At 66.3% G+C, this 17,282-nt stretch carries 17 protein-coding genes; 8 read left to right on the top strand and 9 right to left on the bottom strand.

Annotation, left to right across the window (positions count from 1 at the left end):
• The first annotated feature begins 11 nt into the window (after positions 1-11).
• From RM531_RS10260 to RM531_RS10250, 3 genes are all read left to right on the top strand, one after another.
• Positions 12-776 (top strand): SDR family oxidoreductase, encoded by a 765-nt coding sequence (locus tag RM531_RS10260; RefSeq protein WP_311659083.1) that lies wholly within the window; start codon positions 12-14, stop codon positions 774-776.
• Positions 777-815: 39 nt separating this feature from the next.
• Positions 816-1,427, top strand: a complete 612-nt coding sequence (locus RM531_RS10255) for a glutathione S-transferase family protein (RefSeq protein ID WP_311659082.1) — start codon at positions 816-818, stop codon at positions 1,425-1,427.
• Positions 1,428-1,597: 170 nt separating this feature from the next.
• Entirely contained in the window at positions 1,598-2,908 is a 1,311-nt protein-coding gene (locus RM531_RS10250) for an OmpP1/FadL family transporter (protein ID WP_311659081.1), read from the top strand.
• Between the two features lie 13 nt (positions 2,909-2,921).
• Here the strand turns inward: RM531_RS10250 and RM531_RS10245 are convergent, their stop codons facing one another.
• Positions 2,922-3,254: a TfoX/Sxy family protein gene (locus tag RM531_RS10245; protein WP_311659080.1), complete on the bottom strand. Its 333-nt coding sequence runs from the start codon at positions 3,252-3,254 to the stop codon at positions 2,922-2,924.
• Between the two features lie 143 nt (positions 3,255-3,397).
• Here RM531_RS10245 and RM531_RS10240 point away from each other — a divergent pair, with 143 nt between their 5' ends.
• Complete coding sequence (locus RM531_RS10240; protein ID WP_311659079.1) at positions 3,398-4,048, top strand: glutathione S-transferase family protein; 651 nt, start codon at positions 3,398-3,400, stop codon at positions 4,046-4,048.
• 74 nt (positions 4,049-4,122) lie between these two features.
• Here the strand turns inward: RM531_RS10240 and RM531_RS10235 are convergent, their stop codons facing one another.
• Positions 4,123-5,478 carry a phosphohexomutase domain-containing protein gene (locus RM531_RS10235; RefSeq protein ID WP_311659078.1) on the bottom strand — a complete coding sequence of 452 codons (1,356 nt, stop codon included), beginning with the start codon at positions 5,476-5,478 and terminating at the stop codon, positions 4,123-4,125.
• Positions 5,478-6,914, bottom strand: a complete 1,437-nt coding sequence (locus tag RM531_RS10230; RefSeq protein WP_311659077.1) for a mannose-1-phosphate guanylyltransferase/mannose-6-phosphate isomerase — start codon at positions 6,912-6,914, stop codon at positions 5,478-5,480. Before RM531_RS10230 ends, RM531_RS10235 begins: the two co-directional genes overlap by 1 nt.
• A gap of 198 nt (positions 6,915-7,112) precedes the next feature.
• On the opposite strand from RM531_RS10230, the gene RM531_RS10225 reads away from it, so the two are divergent.
• Together RM531_RS10225 and RM531_RS10220 are read left to right on the top strand one after the other, a co-directional pair.
• Positions 7,113-8,135, top strand: a complete 1,023-nt coding sequence (locus RM531_RS10225) for a tetratricopeptide repeat protein (protein WP_311659076.1) — start codon at positions 7,113-7,115, stop codon at positions 8,133-8,135.
• 16 nt (positions 8,136-8,151) lie between these two features.
• Positions 8,152-9,345, top strand: coding sequence for a L,D-transpeptidase family protein (locus RM531_RS10220; protein ID WP_311659075.1), 1,194 nt, complete (start codon positions 8,152-8,154; stop codon positions 9,343-9,345).
• 19 nt (positions 9,346-9,364) lie between these two features.
• Here the strand turns inward: RM531_RS10220 and RM531_RS10215 are convergent, their stop codons facing one another.
• The gene (locus RM531_RS10215; RefSeq protein ID WP_311659074.1) at positions 9,365-9,997 is read right to left on the bottom strand and encodes a thiol:disulfide interchange protein DsbA/DsbL; all 633 of its coding nucleotides are present in this window, start codon (positions 9,995-9,997) and stop codon (positions 9,365-9,367) included.
• On the bottom strand, positions 9,994-10,629 hold the full coding sequence (locus tag RM531_RS10210; RefSeq protein ID WP_311659073.1) for a c-type cytochrome: 636 nt from the start codon (positions 10,627-10,629) through the stop codon (positions 9,994-9,996). The genes RM531_RS10215 and RM531_RS10210 overlap by 4 nt, the downstream gene beginning before the upstream one ends.
• Before the next feature lie 176 nt (positions 10,630-10,805).
• Here RM531_RS10210 and yihA point away from each other — a divergent pair, with 176 nt between their 5' ends.
• Complete coding sequence (yihA, locus tag RM531_RS10205) at positions 10,806-11,411, top strand: ribosome biogenesis GTP-binding protein YihA/YsxC (protein WP_311659072.1); 606 nt, start codon at positions 10,806-10,808, stop codon at positions 11,409-11,411.
• Positions 11,412-11,467: 56 nt separating this feature from the next.
• Positions 11,468-11,665 (top strand): hypothetical protein, encoded by a 198-nt coding sequence (locus RM531_RS10200; protein WP_311651258.1) that lies wholly within the window; start codon positions 11,468-11,470, stop codon positions 11,663-11,665.
• Between the two features lie 540 nt (positions 11,666-12,205).
• Here RM531_RS10200 and polA read toward each other — a convergent pair.
• From polA to fghA, 4 genes are read right to left on the bottom strand one after another with little or no spacing between them, the layout of a single operon-like run.
• The gene (gene polA / locus RM531_RS10195; RefSeq protein WP_311659070.1) at positions 12,206-14,917 is read right to left on the bottom strand and encodes a DNA polymerase I; all 2,712 of its coding nucleotides are present in this window, start codon (positions 14,915-14,917) and stop codon (positions 12,206-12,208) included.
• 58 nt (positions 14,918-14,975) lie between these two features.
• Complete coding sequence (lysA, locus tag RM531_RS10190; RefSeq protein WP_311659068.1) at positions 14,976-16,262, bottom strand: diaminopimelate decarboxylase; 1,287 nt, start codon at positions 16,260-16,262, stop codon at positions 14,976-14,978.
• Positions 16,263-16,267: 5 nt separating this feature from the next.
• The gene (gene lptM, locus RM531_RS10185) at positions 16,268-16,393 is read right to left on the bottom strand and encodes an LPS translocon maturation chaperone LptM (RefSeq protein ID WP_311659066.1); all 126 of its coding nucleotides are present in this window, start codon (positions 16,391-16,393) and stop codon (positions 16,268-16,270) included.
• Between the two features lie 33 nt (positions 16,394-16,426).
• Positions 16,427-17,272: an S-formylglutathione hydrolase gene (gene fghA, locus RM531_RS10180; protein ID WP_311659064.1), complete on the bottom strand. Its 846-nt coding sequence runs from the start codon at positions 17,270-17,272 to the stop codon at positions 16,427-16,429.
• Positions 17,273-17,282 lie beyond the last annotated feature (10 nt).

Raw genomic sequence — 17,282 nt, 5'->3', positions numbered from 1 at the left:
TGGAGTTTCCGATGACCGATAACACCTTCGATCTCACCGGCAAGACCGCCGTCATCACCGGCGCCTCGCGCGGGATCGGCGAGGCCGCCGCCCACCTGTTCGCCCGCCACGGCGCCCATGTGGTGGTGTCCGCGCGCAAGGCGGAAGGCTGCGAAGCGGTGGCCCAGGCTATCCGTGACGCCGGTGGCCAGGCCACCGCCATGCCCTGTCACATCGGTGACCCGGCGGCCATGGACGCCTTCTTCGCCGACATCGAGAGCCGCTTCGATCGGCTCGACATCATGGTCAACAATGCCGCCACCAATCCCAGCTTTGGCCACATCCTGGACACCGACCTGGCCGCGGTAGGCAAGACGCTGGATGTCAACGTGCGCGGTTACTTCTACGCCTGCCAGCTGGCCGGCCGGATCATGAAGAAACAGGGCGGCGGGGCCATCGTCAACAATGCCTCCATCGCGGGGCTTACCCCCGGGCAGATGATGGGTATCTACTCGGTGACCAAGGCGGCGGTGATCAACATGACCAAGGCCTTCGCCAAGGAATGCGGCCAGTTCGGCATTCGCGTCAACGCCGTGGCGCCGGGCGTGACCGACACCAAGTTCGCCTCGGCGCTGGTCCACAACGAGCAGGTGCTCAACCAGTTCCTGCCCACCATTCCGCTGGGCCGGGTGGCCGAGCCGGCGGAAATCGCCCCCGCCATCCTGTTCCTGGCCAGCCCGGCGGCGAGCTATGTCAGCGGCTCGGTCTACGTGGTGGACGGCGGCTCCATCGCCTGATTGTCGCCCCCTCTGGTTCATCCCAAGGAGTTATCTCGCATGCGTCTGCATCAATTCGCCCAGTCCCCCAACCCGCGCCGCGTGCGCATCTTCATGGCCGAAAAGGGCATCCAGGACGTTGAACTCGTGGAAGTGGACATCCGCGCCGGCGAGAATCTGTCGGATGCCTATCGGGCCAAGAACCCGCTCGGAGTGGTGCCGACCCTGGAGCTGGACGACGGCACTTGCATCGGCGAATCGGTCGCCATCTGCCGGTATCTGGAGGGCATAAAGCCGGAACCGTCACTGTTCGGCAGCGATCCGGTCAGCCAGGGCCGGATCGAGATGTGGAACCGCGGGGTGGAATTCAACGTGCTGCTGCAGGTGGCGATGAGCTTCCGCAACCTGTCGGGCATCTTTGCCGACCGCGAAAAGACATCCAAGGAATTCGGTGAGATCAGCCTGGAGCGTCTGGCCCAGGGGTTCGATCTGCTCGACCGGCGGCTGGCGGAAACCGAGTTCATGGCCGGCGACAGCTTCTCGGTGGCGGATATCACCGCCCTGTGCAGCGTGGATTTCGCCAGTGTGGTGAAGGTGCCGGTGGATGATCAGCGGCCGAACCTGCAGCGCTGGCATCAGGTGGTGTCGGCGCGCCCCAGTGCCGGGGCCTGAGCGTGTCGATGCCGCGCGGCCGGGCGAGAGCTGCGCATTCGGGTGGGTCGCCAGCGTGCTTGCTCCGGTAGCGTGGTTTGGGGAGAGGTGCTGCCGCTGACCCGCGTAGCACGCTGACCGACGATTCCGGTCGGCAACAATACCAATCACCGCGAGCGGGGGACCGGACCATGACACGCGTCGTGTTCAATTATTGCCTGGCCGCCATGGCCGTGGTCTGGAGTTCGGCCGGCTTTACCGGCGCCGGCTATTTCCCGAACGGCTGGGGTGCCATCAGCAAGGGGACGGCCGGCGCCGGCATCGCGCTGGGCGGGGATACGCCCCTGGTGGGCGCCAACAACCCGGCGGGTATCGTTACCGTCCCGGATCGGGCCCTGCAGTTCGATCTGCTCCTGCTGCATGCGAGACCCGCCTTCGAACCCGGGGCATTCGACCCCCCGGCGGAGCCGCCGCCCGGCAGCTTTCCCCTGCGTCCGGGGGGCGTGAGATCCGACCCGGAGGTGCCGCTGGATGTGTTCACCATCCCCCAGGGCGGGATGAACTGGCGAATCGACGAGCGTTCGGCATTCGCACTGGTGCTTTACGCCAATGGTGGCCTGAATACCACCTACGACGACTTCGACAATCCCACCTGCCCGGAAGAAACCAGCGGGAAAGGCATCTACTGCGCGGGGGGCGCCGGCATCGACCTGGCCCAGTTTTTTCTGGCCCCGACCTACGCGCGCCAGATCACGGACCGTTTGCGCCTGGGCATCGCGCCGATTGTTGCCATCGAAACCATCCAGTTCGAGGGACTGGCGGCGTTTGCCGCGGCCTCCCGTGCGCCGGACAGTCTGTCCGACAATGGCCACGATTATTCACTGGGCTACGGGGCCAAGCTGGGCGCACAGTTCGAGGCGCCTTATGGCCTGGCATTCGGTGCCGTCTACCAGACCAAAATCCGCGTCGACGAGTTCGATGATTACCAGGGGATACTGCCGGATCGCGGGCGGCTCGACATTCCCGCCTATGCAAGCCTCGGCGTCGCCTGGCAGATGGACGCAATGTGGACGCTGTTGTTCGACGTGCAGCGGGTCTTCTACAGCGATGTCTCCGGGCAGGGTAATGAGCCCGACAATCCCGGCCTGCTGGGTTCGGTCGGCGGGCCCGGCTTCGGCTGGGAGGACAGCAGCGCCTACAAGGTGGGCGTCCGATACCAGCCGCCCGGCGCCTGGACCTGGCGGGCGGGATACGCCTACGTCCCCGATCCGCCGGTTGATCAGGATGAGCTATTCTTCAACATCCTTGCCCAGAGCATTCTCAAGCACAAGGTCGCGGCCGGCGCCAGCTGGCGACACAGCGAGCGGGTCTCGCTGGATTTGTCCCTGCTGGTCTCGTTCAAGAACGACATCGGCGGCCCCAACGCCCGTTTTCCGGAACAGAACATCAATGCTTCGGTGGAAGGCTACGAGCTCGATCTGAGCTGGCGATACCGCTTCTGATTGCCGTGACGACTCATGGCTTGGGCAGCAGGTTCCCTGCGAATGCGATGCCGCGATCCAGCCAGGCGGCCAGGTCGGCGTCGTCCTCGATCCCGGCGGGGTCGACGGTGACGAACCCCCGCATCGGACGCCCGGTGAAGTCCATCTTCCGGGCATGGGGCAGTGCCAGTGCGGCCTCCCAGGCGGCCGGGCCGACGCGCACCACTAGCTCATCGCCCAGCACGGCAGCCAGCATGTTGCCGTTGATGAAGAAGGCCAGACCGCCGAACATCGCCCGCGACTCGATGAAGGCATGGTCACGCAAGCAATCCGCAATGCGCTCGGTCAACCCGGTGTCATAGGCCACGTTCAGGCTCCCTTGAGCAATCGGGCAATCCGGACGGTTGCTCCGCCTGCTTTCATGGCGGATGCTACGCCGTCGCCCGATCCGGGCACACAGTTTTCAAACGCCGACGCGGTGCGCGTCGGTCAACAGGAGGAGACCACATCATGAAGTTGCTCAATTCGCTAGGCCCCAATCCCCGACTGGTGCGCATGTTCATGCACGAGAAAGGCATCGAGCTGCCGCAGGTCGATCACGATCTGCTGGGCGGCGAGAATCGTGGCGACGCGTTCGTGAAAAAGAACCCGGCCGGTCAGATCCCGGCGCTGGAACTGGATGACGGCACCGTGATCGGCGAAACCGTCGCCATCTGCGAGTACCTTGAGGAAAAGCACCCCAGCCCGGCCCTGGTCGGCAGCACGCCGGAAGAGCGGGTCAATACCCGCATGTGGGTGCGCCGGGTGGAGCTCAACATCACCGAGTTCCTGCTCAACGGCTTCCGTTTCGCCGAGGGTTACGACCTGTTCAAGGATCGCACGATGTGCCTGCCCGAGGCCGCCGACGGCCTGAAGAAGAAGGGTCAGGCGGGTCTGGTCTGGCTCGATGACCTGATGGCCGATCGCGAGTACGTGGCCGGCAACAAGATGACCCTGGCCGACATCGTGCTCTACTGCCATCTGGACTTCGTGGCCAGCGTGGGTCAGCCGCTTGATCCGGGGCTGAAGAACGTCGGCCGCTGGTTCGACAGCATGAATGCCCGCGCCAGTGCCGAGGCCACCATCGCCCCGAACTGGCAGGAACTGGGCATGCGCGTCTAGCCGCATCCGTCCGGCATGACGCCCCTGCGCCACGATCGGCGCGGGGGCGCTTCGCGCGGTGAAACAGGACGGCCCTAGTACTGGTCGAGCAGACCGATCAGCTCGTCGGTACGCGTACGCATCAGCCCGATATCGGCACGGGCTTCCACATTCAGACGTACCACCGGTTCGGTATTCGACTTGCGCAGATTGAAGCGCCAGTCGGGGAATTCCATCGACAGGCCGTCGACGTGCTCGATCCGCTCGGCCTGTGCAGCGTAGTGCGCTTCCAACCCGGCTAAAGCGGCATCCGGATCGCCAATCTCGCGGTTGATCTCGCCGCTGGCGGGAAACGCGGCCAGCCTTTCGTTGACCAGCGACGACAGCGACTGCCCGGTTTCCGACATCAGCTGCGCCACCAGCAGCCAGGGCAGATGCCCATTGTCGGCGTAGGCGAAGCTGCGGAAGTAGTGGTGGGCGCTCATCTCGCCGCCGTAGGCGGCATCCTCTTCGCGCATGCGCTGTTTCATGAACGAGTGGCCGGATTTGGACTGCACCGGCACGCCGCCCGTCTGTTCGACCAGTTCAATCGTGTTCCAGGTTAGCCGCGGATCGTGCACGATGCGGGCGCCCGGTTCCAGGGCCAGCATCATGCGGGCGATCAGGCCTACGAGGTAGTAGCCCTCGATGAACTCGCCGGTTTCGTCGAAGAAGAAGCAGCGGTCGAAATCGCCGTCCCAGGCCAGGCCCAGGTCGGCGCCGGCCTCGCGCACCGCCGCCGCGGTGGCCTCGCGGTTTTCCGGCAGCAGCGGATTGGGAATGCCGTTGGGCAGCTCGCCGTCCGGTTCGAAGTGCACCCGTGTGACCGCGAACGGCAGCCGCCTTTCCAGTTCCGCCATCACCAGGCCGGCGCAGCCGTTGCCGGGGTTGGCGACGATCTTCAGCGGCTTGAGCCTGGTCGGGTCGATCTGGCCGACCAGAAAGTCGATGTAGCCCGGACGGTGATCCAGCGGCCGACGCTGCCCGGGCCGTGATGCGTCCGTGAAATCGTCGGCGTGGACCAGATCCTCGATGTCGAAAAGGCCGGTATCCGCGGAGATCGGCCGGGCCTGTTCGCGCACGAACTTCATGCCGTTGTAGTCGCGCGGGTTGTGGCTGGCGGTGACCATGATCCCGCCGTCCGCGTTTTCGTTGAACGTGGCGTAGTAGACCTCTTCGGTGCCGCACAGGCCGATATCCAGCACGTCGGCACCAGCCTGTTGCAGGCCGTCCGCCAGGGCGTCGGCAAGTTCCGGGCTGGACAGGCGCATGTCCAGGCCCACCACCACGCGCTTCGCCTGTCGGTGGGCTACGAAGGCACGGCCGATGCGGCGGGCCATGTCCGCATCCAGTTCATCCGGAACCCGGGCGCGGACGTCGTAGGCCTTGAAGAAGGGATAGTGCCGACCCATCAGGCGGATTTCCTTTTGCTGTCGTCGCCGGTGCGACCGTAGATATCGTCGTAGCGGACGATGTCGTCCTCGCCCAGATAGCTGCCGGACTGGACCTCGATCAGCACCAGATCGACCTTGCCGGGGTTTTCCAGCCGATGGATCGTGCCCAGCGGGATGTAGGTGGACTGATCCTCGGTCAGCAGCGTCTGTTCCTCGCCGCGGGTGACCAGAGCCGTGCCCTCCACCACCACCCAGTGCTCCGCGCGGTGATGGTGCTTCTGCAGCGACAGACGCCCGCCGGGCGGCACGATGATGCGCTTGACCTGAAAGCGGTCGCCCGCGGCGATGGCCTCGTAGCTGCCCCAGGGGCGGTAGACCTTGCGATGCTCGGTGGCTTCCCGGCGATTGTCGTCGCGCAGCCGGGAGACCACTGCCTTGATGTCCTGTTCCCGGTTGCGGTCGGCCACCAGCACGGCGTCGTCCGTGGCTACCACCAGCGTGTTCTGCAGCCCCAGTGTGGTGACCAGCCGGCCGTCGCTGTGGATCACGCAGTCCTCGGTATCGGTCAGCATCACGTCGCCGTGACAGTAATTGCGATCGGCATCGACACCGGCCGCTTCGGCCACGCTGCCCCAGCTGCCCAGGTCGCTCCAGCCGGCGTCCAGGGCTACCACCGCGGCGTGTTCGGTCCGTTCCATCACCGCGTAGTCGATCGAATCGCTGCGGCAGGCGGCGAAGGCCTGCGGGTCGAGGCGCAGGAAGTCGCTGTCGCGTTCGGCGCCGGCATGGGCGGCCCGGGCGCTTTCGAGCAAGTCCGGCGCATGGGATGCCAGGGCGTCCAGATAGGCCTGGGCCGGAAACAGGAACATGCCGCTGTTCCACAGGTAATCGCCGCTGTCGAGATAGGTTGTCGCGGTGGCTTTGTCCGGCTTTTCCACGAAGGCAGCCACCCGGGCCACGCCGTCGAGCAGATCCTCGCCCCGCCGGATGTAGCCGTAGCCGGTTTCCGGGCTCGTGGGCATGACACCGAAAGTGGTGAGATAGCCGCTCGCCGCGGCATCGCTGGCGATGGCGACAGCCGTCGCGAAGGCGCCGGTGTCCGCCATGACATGGTCGGAGGGCAGAATCAGCAACTGGCTGACGGGGCCGTGCGTGGCCAGCGCTTCGAACGCGGCGGCGGCGGCGGCCGGGGCAGTGTTTCTCCCGGCAGGCTCCAGCATCACCATCCCCGGTGTACCCGCCTGTCGCAGCTGTTCGGCGATCAGAAAGCGGTGGGCCTCCCGGCCGACTACCAGCGGGGCCGTCGTGTTTTCCAGTTTCGCGACACGCTGCGCGGTCTCCGCCAGCAGTGTTCGTTCCCCGGTCAGCGGCAGGAACTGCTTGGGCCGCGCGTCGCGTGAGAGCGGCCACAGGCGGGTGCCGGCGCCGCCGGCGAGAATGACGGGAACAATCATGGTGTAGAGCCTTCCAATCAGGTGGCAAAAGTCTGCCTTGCGTCCGGGTAAAAGGCCACCGTGACGAAGGGCCCGGCAAGGCCTGGCCGCGATTCGGTCATGTATACTCGGACGCATTCACGCGGCATGTTCCGCTGGCACCCCAGCCGCCCGTTCGGTGAGCCGGGGATGGGTCGGCGAAGGAGAACGGGTTTGGTTATGGATGCGTGCAAGGGATTGGGCGCCACGCTGCTGCTGGGTGCACTGCTGGGGCCGGGAAGCGCGCTGGCGGATGCTACTACCATTTCCGCGAAGCTGGCGGGCGGCCAGGCCGAGACTGCCCTGGATCTGGCAGAGCAGGCACTGGCATCCGACCCCGGCAACAGCGAGTTGCGGTTTCTGAAGGCAAGAGCGCTGGCGCAGGCCGGCAACACCGACGCCGCCATCAACCTGTTCGGTGAACTGGCCCGCGAGTATCCGGATCATCCCGAGCCCGCCAACAATCTGGCGGTGCTCTATTCCCGCCAGAACGATTACGAACAGGCCCGCCGCTGGCTGGAAGCGGCGATGGAAACGCACCCGGCCTACGCCACGGCGCACCGCAATCTGGGTGATGTCTACACCGCCCTGGCCGCCGTGGCCTACAGCAAGGCGCTGGACCCGGAGGGCCGGCCGGAAGACCTCGGCGTGCAGCTGGAGATGGTGTCGAGCTTCGACGGCCGTCGCGAGGCCGCGTCTCGTACGCAGGTGGTGGACGCGCCCGCCCCGACCCCGGAGCCGGCCCTGTCGCCCGGTGAACAAGCGCCGGCATCCACACCCGCGCCGGATGCGTTGCCTGACGACGAACCGGACGCTGCCGCGACCGCGGATGCGGCCCCGGATGAAGCCGATACCGATACACAGGCCGCGATCCGTGCCAGCGTGCAGGCGTGGGCCCGCGCCTGGTCCGATCAGGATGTGGCGGCTTATCTGAACAGTTATGCGGCCGACTTTCGCCCCGCCGACGGCCGCAGCCGCGCGGCCTGGGCTGACAACCGGCGCGAGCGGGTCGCTGCCCCCGGACGCATCCGCGTCGGCATCGACGACTTCCGAATCACGCTGCTTGATGATGCCACCGCCGAAGTCAGCTTCCGCCAGCATTACCAATCCGATACCTACGAGGATCGCGTTCGCAAGACCCTCCTGATGGCGCGCACGGACGATGGCTGGCAGATACTCCGGGAAACCGACGAACCGCTCTAGGCCGGGGCCGTTGGTCGTGGCTGCATGGCTGTGGCTGGCCCTCGGTATCGGCGCCACCGGAACCGTGGCCGCCCAGGCGCCATCGACCCTGCCGCATCACGCCGAGACGGAAAAACGCGTGGTTGACGTATTGGCCGAGTGGCGGCGCGGGGACTACGGTCAGGTGGAAAACATGCTCGCCCGCCTGAAGACGGACCGGCCGGATTTCCGACTCGCTCATTTCCTGCACGCCGAGCTGTTGCGGGCCCGCAGTGGGCGGGCCGATGCCTGGGCGCCACCGGTCAGCGACCGCCAGCACGCATTGATCGAGGAAGCGCGCCTGCGCTGGCAGCATCGGCGCTTCAGCCCGCCGCCCGAGGCGGTGCCCGACGCCGTGCTGCAACTGGCGCCGGCCTTCCGGCATGTGCTGGTGGCGGATCTGGCGCGCAATCGCCTGTACGTGTTCCGCAACGATGAGGCCGGCCTCGACCTGGTGGCCGATTTCTACGCCAGCATCGGTACGGCCGGCTTCGGCAAGCAGTTCGAGGGAGACCTGCGCACGCCGCTGGGCGTGTATCACGTCACCGAGTTCAAGCCGGACGACGAGCTGCCGGAACTCTATGGGGACGGGGCCTTCCCGGTGGACTATCCCAATAGCTGGGATCGCTACTACGGTCGCACCGGGTATGGCATCTGGGTGCACGGCGTGCCGCGAGATACCTACAACCGGGCACCGCGCGCCAGCGAGGGTTGCGTGGTGGTCGCCAACAGCGATCTCAATGCTCTGCACGAGTTCATTCGCCCCGGCATCACGCCGATCGTGTTTGCCGAACAGCTCGACTGGCTCAGCCTGGACGAAGCGGCACAGGCTCGGCGCGAGGTGCGGGACGCGGTGATCGCCTGGCGGGAGGATCGGGATACGCCCGACCCGGCGCGGCGCTATGCCGCGAATTTCTTAAGTGCCGACGGGCTCGGCCGTCAACAGTTCGTCAATCTGATTCGCGACGAGGCACCCGCGATGGCGGACCTGCCGGTTGAGTCGGACCAGCTGAGCATCTATCGCTATCCGGGCGAGCCCGATCTGGTGCTCGTTTCGTTCACACGCGATACCGGTCCCGCGGCCGGCTCGCCGGTGTATCGTCAGCAGTACTGGCGGCGCCAGCCGGATGGGGGTTGGCAGATCGTCCACGAGACGATTCGCGAGAAGGACCAGACCGCCATGGCCCCGTGACCAGGGCCGGCCGATCGCGTCAGTCGCGGGCCCGGTCGATCAGGAAATCCGCCACGTTCAGCATCGGCTCGTAGCCGCCCGTCTGCCGCGGGTTGGTCCAGAAGCGGCCGGCAACGCCCAGGCTGGGCACGGCAGTCACGCCGTAGGCCTGGATCAGGCGGGTGGCGTTCGCCACCCGTTCGTCGATGACTTCGCTGTTGAAAGTCTTGTCGAAGGCGTCTCCGGCCACGCCCTGCTCCACGAAGAAGGCCCGGATATCGTCGGTGGCCACCAGCCGGCGGCCGGCCTGATGGATGCCGTCAAAGAAGGCTTCGTGAAACGCCTGGCCCAGGTCCAGCGCCTTCGCGGTGTAGAACACCCGGGCGTAGATGGGGCCGGCCTGACCGAAGGTGGCCGGTACCCGGCGGAATGTCACGTCGTCGGCCAGCTCGTTTGCCCATTCGGTGACCATCGGGTCGAACTCGTAACAGTGGGAGCAGCCATAGACGAAGAACTCGATCACCGCCACCTGATCCGCCTCGGCCCGGGTTGGTGCCGATGAGTCCAGGGCGGTGTAGTGCTCGCCGGCCACATACCGCGCCGGGAACTGCGCGTTGGCGGCGGTGGCGGTGAGCACTGCCGCCAGGGCCAGTATCAGTGCCGGACGGCTCATGGCGATGCCTTGCTGCGCGGCGCCAGGCCCTGGATATAGCTGGTGAGGGCCTGGATATCGGCGTCCTCCAGTTCGGCGGCCACTCCGCTCATGATCGCGGCGGCCGGATAATCCTGCTCACCCTCGCGGTAGGCCTTGAGGCGCGTGCCAAGATAGTCCGCGTGCTGACCGGCGATGCGCGGGTAGGCCGCAGCGGCGTTGCCCTGTCCGGCCGGGCCGTGGCAGCCGGCGCAGGCCGGGATGCCGGCTTCCTCGTCACCGGCGTGATACAGCCTGCCGCCGCGCTTGACCTGATCCGGATCGGCCACGCCCGGGGCCATGTTGTTGCCGGCAAAGTGTGCGGCGATATCCTTCATGTCCTGGTCGGACAGGTTGGCCACCTGGCCCTGCATCACCGCGTTCGCGCGGTCTCCGCTCTTGAAGTGCTTGAGCTGCTGATACAGGTAGGCGCTGCTCTGACCGGCGATCTTGGGCCATTGCGGGTTGGTGCTGTTGCCGTCGCCCCCGTGACAGGCGGCGCAGGGAGCGGCTTTTTCGGCCCCGGCCTCCGGGTCACCGTCGACGAACGGATCGGCATGGACCATCGATGCGGTCATGACGAGACCGGTGGCAATGAGCATTCGCATGGACATGTGGCGTTAAACTCCCGAAATTGTTCGCCAGTGATTCCCCGGCGATGAGCCCGCCGGCAGCGGCGGCCGTCGCGGCGGTGGCTGGTGCGACGGCACGGCAGCGAGGTTTGCAACGTGAATTGTATAACACCCCACCCGTTCCTGACATCGTGCCGGGCCTCCCGGCCGGGGATCGCATGAGCGTTAACCAGCCCGACAATCCCATGGCCGGCGCGCAGTTCCTTACCTCCGCGGCGGATCTGCGGGGCCTGCCCACCGAAGAGGCGCCCGAGGTTGCCTTCGCCGGCCGCTCGAACGCCGGCAAGTCCAGCGCCATCAATGCCATGTGCGGCCGGCGCAATCTGGCCCGCACCAGCAAGACACCCGGCCGCACCCAGTTGCTGAACTTCTTCACCCTCAACGAGGGACTGCTGGTGGATCTCCCGGGCTACGGCTTTGCCCGGGTGCCGCCGCGGGTCCGGGCAGCCTGGCAGCGGATGGTGGAGGGCTATCTCACCGGTCGCCCGCAGCTGCGGGGCGTGGTGCTGATGATGGATGTGCGCCATCCTCTGACCGAATTCGATGCCCAGTTGCTGGACTGGGGCGCCGGGGTCGGGCTGGGCTTCCACGTATTGCTGACCAAGGCCGACAAGCTCTCCCGCAACCAGCAGTTCAAGGCTCTGCACGAAGTTCAGAAGGCCCTGCCCGCCCACGGCGTGCAGCTATTCTCGGCCACCCGGCAGATCGGTGTTTCGGAGGCGCGAATACGCGTGGCGCGGTGGCTCGACCCGAACGGGTTGTAAATAAGAATAATTCGTAATACGTTCTACTTGTCATTCAACGACGCAGGTAGAACCTCATGAGCTATGACATCGAAGCCTGGCTTGCCGCCGATGGCAGCCCGCGACTGCAACTCATCGATGCCGATTCCGGCAGTGTGCGGCTGGTCTGGGGTGATTGCCCCAAGGCGGAAAGCGACTCCAACCAGGCATTGAAAGGCCTGTTCCGGGAATTGATGCTGCTCTCGGCGCTGCAGCGGCTCGAGCAACGGCATTGACGCCCACGGGACGGAACGCTTTTCCGGGCGCCCAAAAAAATGCCCCGGCGGTAGGGGGAGAACCGCCGGGGCGCCAACTCCGGTTGGGGGGAAACCGGATTGGTTACCGCTCAGGGAGAACAAGCGGGCAAGCATTGTGTGCTTGCATGGAATGAGACCCGCGTGTCGCCGTCGAGTTCCACGGCACCACATGATTTTTCGGCATCATTGGCGATAGCGCCTGAAATCAACTATCTGCGGCCGCTAGAATCGCTTTCGACGCCCTGCCGATTGGAGTGCACCGGACCCGGGAACGTGACCGCGCGGGGGATGACCAGGCTCGAGCGGCATAAAAAATGCCCCGGTGGCAGGGGGAATACCACCGGGGCAATTTCTCCGGTCTTGGGGGGGAACCGGATTGGTTACCGCTCAGGGAGAACAAGCGGGTAAGCAGCATTCGCTTACGGTAGATAAGACCGGTAATCCGGATTCGAGTTCCGGCGCAGACGAAAATTTTTAACGCTTTTCGTTCAGCAAGTTACCGCCGCGCCTCCGGGGCGCTCAGTGCGCCTGCTCCCAGCTCGACCCGATGCCGGTATCCGCCACCAGCGGCACTGCCAGTACCGCGACCGCGCACATGCGCTCGGCAATCCGCTCGGCCAGCGCCTCGGCCCCGGCCTCGGGAACTTCGAATACCAGCTCGTCGTGGACCTGCATGATCATCAGCGCATCGACCGACTCGGCCTCGAGCCAGCCGTGGATGTCGATCATGGCCTTCTTGATCAGATCCGCCGCGGTGCCCTGCAGGGGGGCATTGATGGCGGTTCGCTCGGCATACTGCCGGCGCTGGGCATTGCGGTCGCGGATTTCCGGCAGGTACAGGCGACGACCGAACAGCGTTTCCACGTAACCCTGTTCGCGGGCGGATTCCCGGGTGCCGTCCATGAATGCACGCACCCCGGCAAAGCGTTCGAAGAAGCGATCGATGTAGGCCGCCGCCTCGCCCCGCTCGATGCCCAGCTGGCGGGCCAGCCCGAACGCCGACATGCCGTACATCAGGCCGAAGTTGATCGCCTTGGCCGCCCGCCGCTGTTCGCCGGATACCTCGTCCAGCGGGGTGTCGAACACCTCCGCCGCGGTGGCGCGGTGAATGTCCTCGCCGTCGCGAAAGGCGCGGATCAGCACCGGGTCTTCCGACAGATGCGCCATGATGCGCAGCTCGATCTGGGAATAATCGGCCGCCAGCAGCACCCGGCCCGCGGGGGCGATGAAGGCCTCGCGGATGCGGCGGCCGGTTTCAGTGCGGATGGGGATGTTCTGCAGGTTGGGGTCGGATGACGACAGCCGGCCGGTGGCCGCCACCGCCTGCTGGTAGCTGGTATGCACGCGACCGGTCTCGGGATTGACCTGTTCCGGCAACTTGTCGGCATAGGTCGAGCGCAGCTTGGCCATTTCCCGCCAGTCCAGGATCAGGCGCGGCAGCGGGTGGCGGTCGGCCAGCTCGCTGAGCACGTCCTCGGCGGTCGACGGCGCCCCCTTGGGTGTCTTGCGCAGCACCGGCAGGTCCAGCTTGTCGAACAGAATCTTCTGCAACTGATTGGGCGAGCCCAGGTTGAAGGCCTCCCCGGCCTCCTCGAAGGCTCGGGTCTGCAGGTCGGCCATGCGCCCGCCCATCTCGCCGCTGATGCGGCCGAGAAAGTCGCTGTCGATGAGTACGCCGTTGCGCTCCACGGTCGCCAGCACCGGCATCAGCGGCATTTCGATCTCGTGGAACAGGGCGGCCAGTTGCTTGTCCTGCGCCAGTTCCGGATACAGCCGCCGATGCAGTTGCAGGGTGACGTCGGCGTCCTCCGCGGCGTAGGGCGCGGCTTCTTCCAGCCCCACCTGGTTGAAGGTGATCTGCTTGGCGCCCTTGCCGGCCACTTCCTCGAACTTGATGGTGCTGCGGTCGAGGAACTTGCGCGCCAGCGAATCCATGTCGTGACGGGTGGCCGTGCTGTTGAGCACGTAGGACTCGAGCATGGTGTCGAAATCGCAGCCGGCGACGGTGACGCCCGCGCGCGCCATAACGTTGATGTCGTATTTCAGATGCTGGCCGACCTTCGGCTTGGCGGGGTCGGCGAGGATGGGTCGGAGCTGATCCAGCACCCAGTCGCGGTCCAGCTGATCGGGCGCACCCGGATAGTCGTGGCCCACCGGCACGTACCAGGCTTCGCCCGGCGCGCAGGCGAACGACAGACCCACCAGATTGGCCTGCATCGGCTGCAGGCTGTCGGTTTCGGTGTCAAAGCAGATCAGCTCGGCGGCGGCGAGTTGGTCCCGCATGGCGGCGAAGGCGTCGCGATCCAGCACCGTGTGGTAGTCCGCGGCCGGGGGCGGGTCGGCCGAGGGCGCTGCCTGGCCCGTCTCGCCTTCGTCGAGATCCCGCAGCCAGGCGCTGAAATCGAAGCGCCGGTACAGCTCGGCCAGCGCCGCGGTATCCGGTTCGCCGCGCTGCAGGTCGGCCGGTCCCTCGTCGAGATCCAGTTCGCAGCGGATCGTGGCCAGGTCCTTGTACAGCGGCAGTTCGTCCAGGGTGGCGGCCAGATTTTCCGCTACCTTGCCGCCGATGTCACCGGCGTTGGCGATCACGCCGTCCAGCGAGCCGTACTCGTTCAGCCATTTGGCGGCGGTCTTGGGGCCGACCTTGGCCACGCCGGGAATGTTGTCGGAACTGTCGCCGACCAGGGCCAGGTAGTCGGCGATCAGGGCCGGCCCCACGCCGAACTTCTCCTGCACCCGGGCAATGTCGGTGCGCCGGTCCTGCATGGTGTCGAGCAGCTCGATGCGTTCGTTGACCAGCTGCGCCATGTCCTTGTCGCCGGTGACGATCAGCACCGTCTCGCCGGCGGCGGCTGCTCGCGTGGCCAGGGTGCCGATCACGTCGTCGGCCTCCACGCCATCACGCTGGATCAGCGGCAGGCTGAGGGCCCGGACGATGTCGCGAATGCCCTCGAACTGGGCCGACAGTTCCGGCGGCACCGGCGGGCGGTTGGCCTTGTACTCGGCGTACAGGTCATTGCGGAAGGTCTTGCCGCGCGGGTCGAACACCACCACCACGCGCTCCGCGCCGTACTCGCGCAGCAGCTTGCGCAACATGTTGGTCATGCCGTAGATCGCGCCGGTGGGCTCGTTGTCGCGGTTGGTCAGCGGCGGCAGGGCGTGAAAGGCCCGGTACAGCCAGGACGAGCCGTCGACCAGGATGAGCGGGTCCTGTAGGGCTTGCTCGCTCATGATCCGGCAACGTGAGCCGCGAACGACGCAATGGCATGCTTGTGTCCGACTCGACCAGTCATCCCTTTGCGCCCTTTGCGGTAAGCGCCGCTTTCAACGAGGCGACTGTCTGCTCGCCGCGAATCAGGTCGGCGATGGTTTCCCGCGAGCGCACCTCGTGCACGGTCTCACCGTCGACCAGCAGTTCCGGTGGCCGCGGCCGGCTGTTGTAGTTGGAGGCCATGGCGAAACCGTAGGCGCCGGCCGAGCGCACCGCCAGCAGGTCGCCCTCGGCCAGGCTAAGTTCGCGGTCCCGTCCCAGCCAGTCGCCGGTCTCGCAGACCGGGCCGACCACGTCCCATTGCCGGGTATTGTTGCTGGCGCCCTTGTGCACGGGCACGATGGCCTGCCAGGCGTCGTAGAGCGCCGGCCGCAGCAGGTCGTTCATGGCCGCGTCGACGATGGCGAAATTCTTGTGCTCGCCGGGCTTGAGCAGCTCCACCCGGGTGAGCAGGATGCCGGCGTTGCCCACCAGCACCCGGCCGGGCTCCACCAGCAGTTCCAGATCGCGATCGGCCACCAGCTCGCGCACGGCGGCGGCGTAATCGGCCGGGGACGGCGGCGTCTCGTCGCGGTAGGTGATGCCCAGGCCGCCGCCGACATCCAGATGGCGGATGGCGATGCCGTGGCCGGCCAGCCGGTCGATCAGGGCCAGCATGCGCGAGACGGCGTCGCGGAACGGGTCCAGCCGGGTCAGCTGGGAGCCGATGTGGCAGTCGGCGCCCACCACGTCGATGTGCGGCAGCGCCGCGGCTTCCCGGTAGACGGCCTCGGCACGTTCGATGTCGATGCCGAACTTGTTTTCCTTAAGCCCGGTGGCGATATACGGGTGCGTGCCGGCATCCACGTCCGGGTTGACCCGCAACGAGACGGGCGCCTTGCAGCCAAGGTCGCCGGCCACTCGGTTGAGGCGCTGCAGCTCGCTTTCCGACTCGATATTGAAGCAGCGGATGCCCGCTTCCAGCGCCCGCGTCATCTCGTCGGCCCGCTTGCCCACGCCGGAGAACACCAATTTCGCGGGATCACCCCCGGCGGCCAGCACCCGTTCCAGTTCGCCCACGGACACGATATCGAAACCGCTGCCCAGGTCGGCCAGCAGCCCCAGGATGCCGAGGTTCGAGTTGGCCTTGACGGCGTAGCAGATCAGATGGGGGTATCCGGCCAGCGCGTCGTCGAATACCTGATAGTGGCGGCGCAGCGTGGCGGCGGAATAGACGTAGCAGGGCGTGCCGAAGCGGGCCGCGATCTTGCCCAGATCGACGTCTTCGGCGAACAGGCGATCGCCGCGGTACTGGAAGTGATCCATGCCGGTTATTCCTGGCCGGATTGTTCGCCGGGGGTGCTTTCCTCGTCCGGCAGGTAGAGATCACCCTTCTGGCCGCAGCCGGCGACCAGAAGGGTGAACAAAAGCAGTATTGCGGCACTCAGGCGCGGCAACCGCGGCTCCCGTCATGAAGGCAGCCGAATAGTCTACCCGAGCAGTGCTTTGCCGTGATGCCGCAAATGGTCTTCCATGAACGTGGCGATGAAGAAGTAGCTGTGGTCGTAGCCGGGCTGACGCCGGACATTGACCTCCACGCCTGCCTTGCCAGCCGCGTCTTCCAGCAGATCCGGACGCAGGTGCTCGTCCAGGAAGTTGTCGTCCAGCCCCTGGTCGATCAGCGGCGCCGGCCCCGGGAAACGGTGGCCCGCGGCTACCAGCGCGGTGGTGTCGTAGGCCTCCCAGGCCTGCCGGTCATCGCCCAGATAACCGCCCAGCGCCTTGTGGCCCCAGGGCACCTGGCTGGGCGCCACGATCGGCGAGAATGCCGACGCCGAGGCATAACGATCGGCGTTGCGCAGGGCGATCATCAGCGCCCCGTGCCCGCCCATGGAATGGCCCATGATCGAGGCCTTGTCGCTGATGGTGGCGGCAAACTCCGACTTGATCAGCGCCGGCAGTTCCTCAACCACGTAGTCGTACATGTTGTACTTGCCGGCCCAGGGCGCCTGCGTGGCATTGACGTAGAAGCCGGCGGCACTGCCGAAGTCGTAGCTGTCGTCCTCGCCCGGCAGGTTGTGGCCGCGGGGGCTGGTGTCCGGCGCAATCAGCGCCAGACCCAGTTCCGCCGCCACCCGCTGGGCGCCGGCCTTGTTGACGAAGTTCTCGTCGGTGCAGGTCAGGCCGGACAGGTAGTACACCGCCGGCACCGGACCCTGTTCCGCCTGCGGCGGCAGGAACACGGCGAAGGTCATGGTGCAGTCGCAGACCTTCGACTCGTGGGTATAGCGGCGCTGCCAGCCGCCGAAGCACTTGTGTGCGTCGATCTGTTCCATCGACTCGAGC

Origin of the sequence: Spectribacter acetivorans, from assembly GCF_031846305.1 — a bacterium.
Lineage (GTDB): Bacteria > Pseudomonadota > Gammaproteobacteria > Nevskiales > Salinisphaeraceae > Spectribacter > Spectribacter acetivorans.
This window is presented reverse-complemented; position numbering and strand designations above follow the sequence as displayed.